This window comes from Arthrobacter sp. Edens01 (assembly GCF_001307035.1).
In the GTDB taxonomy this organism is placed as follows: Bacteria; Actinomycetota; Actinomycetes; order Actinomycetales; family Micrococcaceae; genus Arthrobacter_B.
This window is the reverse complement of the sequence record NZ_LKIU01000005.1, coordinates 687,494-690,460: the sequence shown is the minus strand read 5'-3', so window position 1 is coordinate 690,460 and position 2,967 is coordinate 687,494. Positions and strand designations below refer to the sequence as shown.

Below are 2,967 nucleotides of genomic sequence, written 5' to 3'. Positions count from 1 at the left end.
CCGAACCCAGCATCCAGTCCCAGGCTTTCCCGCCGGCACACAAGGCGCGCAGCAGATCCACCATCAAAAGGAAGTTGGGGTTTGGCCGCCATGCTTCGGGTGCTTCATGCTTTCCAGCAGAGCGTCCCGGCCGCGGCGACTCAGAAGACTTTACACAGGTTTGCGCCTGCGTGCAAATCGCTCTGACCGCAGCGGAACCGGCCCCCGAGGGGACCGGTTCCGGACACGCTATTCCGGGTTACGGCTCTTGGCTCTGCCGGCGCCGGAGAGAGGCCAGGACAAGCATTGAACCGGCAATTACTGCCACTCCGCCCATGAGGACCATATTCATTGATTCGGCACCCGTCTTGGGCAGCCGTTCGCTGACTGGAACCGGTGCATACAGGTTGGTAACCCCTGCCGCCTGGGTTGCCCCGGGGAGGATCGCCACTTCACCGGTAAACGTGGATTCAACCGTGACATCTTCGTTCGCTCCTGAGGTCGGTTCGGAGATGTTGCACAGCGTCCCGGCCGGGATGCCTTCGTAGAGCTGGGTGTATTCACCCGCTGTAGTGCCGGCTGCCAGTACGAAGACCTCGTCCACTACTCCCTCGCCGCACTGGACATGGATCACGATGTCATCCTGCAGCCCTGCACCTGTACCGGTGATGGTTTTGGTCACCAGCAGGCTGCCCGGGTTGAAGTCAACCGTGTTCGTGACAGCAAGCAAGTTCTCGCCGTCGGTGATTGTCACCGGTTCCGGGAGAACGGGAGTGACAGTCACCTCGGAAGTTGATCCCGATACCGGCTCGGTCACCGCACAGACCGTTCCCACCGGGAGGTCGGTAACCGTTTCCGTTACCGGGGTATCGGTGCCGGCAGGGATTTCGAATGTGAAGACGCCGGACGCACCGCAGTCCACCAGCAGTGAGATAGCACCCTGGGCACCAGCTCCCTCACCGGCGAAGGCCTTGCTGACCGTCAGGTCCCCGGCGACAAAGAACTCCGCCGTTGCCTGGGCATTTGACTCGATCTGCGCGTCTGCCGCCAGGATCAGTTTCTGGGCATCCGTGACCTGGGGGTTGTTGCCTGCATAGAGGTAAACGTTGCCCGTCTGGACAGGAACTACTGCGGTGGCTGTCAGCACCACGGGCTCCGTGGTCTGATTGTCATTCCCTACCCACAGCTGCGTTCCGGAAGCTACGGTCGTGCCTGCCAGGGGGACCGTGCCCGCAGGATCCGTGTAGAGGGTGTAACCCTCCGGCACCTCAACGGTGACTGTAGCGGCATCGGAGGTAATGGTGAATGGACCGGTGACGCCGTCGGTCGGACCTGAAGCTACGGGCGGGTCAATCGCTACGTTGGGTGCCGGCGGCTCAGTCAGCGGTCCTGCAGCGAGTACATCCGCGACAATGGCAGCCGTGTAAGGACGAATAGGGTCAGTGTCCTGAAGGACGTAGCCATCGCTAAAGAACCACACAGCTGCCTGCACTGCTGCAGCCCGGACATTGTCCGACGGCGCGTCCGGTAGCCCCGGCTGGTCCGGGTAGTAGCTGTTTAGTACCCGGTTGACGTAGCCGATGTTTGGCACATTCGACTCATCCCAGGTGCCGCTCTCGTATCCCAAACCGGTGTACGTGGAGGTCCGGATATCGATGCAGTACATCTGCTGTGTGTTGCCGACTGCGTCAACAGTAATGATGATGCCGGCGAACCCTTCGTTGGCGGGCTCGTAGCCCGCCGGCACGTCTTCGGGATACCCGGTTGTCGGGTCGAAGGCCCCAGTAGGCAGTCCGCCGGTCACGGCTTGCCCCGCGCCGGTGCCGGTCATGGTGATTTCCGTGATGTCCGACGGGACTTCCGCCCCCGGAGATTCCCCGGAGAACACGGCCTGCGCCGGCACGGCAAAGGGCAAAAGCATAAAGAGGAAGACCAGGAGACCGACGACGCCGGCGCCCCTGCCCTTCCAGCGCCTCAGGTAACGGTCGCTGCCCGCACCGCGGGCGGATCGGTAACGCAGACTCATGAGGTTCCTTCTTTCGAGTGATGACGTGATGAACGCCGCAGGCCAGGCATACCAGCCGCGAGGAGACTCCGTGGCCTGTGAGGCTAGCGCCGCGCGTTGAATATGAGAAGGGAGGAAGGCGAATCATCTCTCGATACTGATGTGAAGGCGTGACACACGGTGTGAGTCCGAGTAGGGAGGAACCGGAATCGACGGTTTTTGCATAGTGAGGTTCTGCGTCGTCATGTGTCTCGCGCCCGCGCCGGGGCAGAGTGCGGCGTAGTCCGTGCCATAGTCTCCCACTCCGGGTCCGCCGTCGCCTGCTCCCGTTTGCCGCCCCTGGTTGGCACTGACCTTCGGTTTGTGACTTTCCTCCGTTTTGGGTGGGTCCTGAACGGTGTTGTCCTCCGTTTGGGGACATTCCTCCGTACTTGGACGCTCTTTTGGGACGTTTCCCTGCGGTTGGGGACATTCCTGCCAGTTGGGACTTTCCTCAGTATTGGGTGGGTCCTGAACGGTGTTGTCCTCCGTTTGGAGACATTCCTCCGTATTGGGACGGTCTTCTGGGACGTTTTCCTGCGGTTGGGGACATTCCTGCCAGTTGGGGTCTTTCCTGCGCGGCGCCGGGTCAGGAAGGTCCCAGAGTGGCAGGGGTGTCCCAGATCGGAGGCTAATAGCCGCGGTGAGACGGTCCAGGCCCGGGCTCTCTTCTCCGGAGCGGGAGTTCTCCGGGAACGGTGGACTTCCCCGGCCCGGACCGGCATGCTTTGGCCGGCGGCGCGAACCGGACAGCAGCGGCACCGGGCAGCAGGCTTGCTCTATGGACGGACTGTCGTGCCTGGCCGCTGCGCGAATCGGCCGGCGTCGGGTAAGGAACCAGGGGTTAAACAGGGCAGGGCCCGCACACGGGTGCGGGCCCTCCCAGGACTCCCCCCGTGTCCCAAGGGGGAACCTGTGTTTGGTTCCAGGGGGTGCGGTCCTGA

At 62.6% G+C, this 2,967-nt stretch carries 1 protein-coding gene; it reads right to left on the bottom strand.

Features of this window, described 5'->3' with window-relative positions; genetic code table 11:
* Positions 1-238: 238 nt before the first annotated feature.
* Positions 239-2,005, bottom strand: coding sequence for a DUF5979 domain-containing protein (locus AO716_RS09420; RefSeq protein ID WP_055240639.1), 1,767 nt, complete (start codon positions 2,003-2,005; stop codon positions 239-241).
* Positions 2,006-2,967 lie beyond the last annotated feature (962 nt).

Coding starts and splice junctions, on each gene's coding strand:
- AO716_RS09420 (WP_055240639.1), bottom strand. CDS start 2,005: ATGAGTCTGCGTTACCGATCCGCCCGCGGTGCGGGCAGCGACCGTTAC.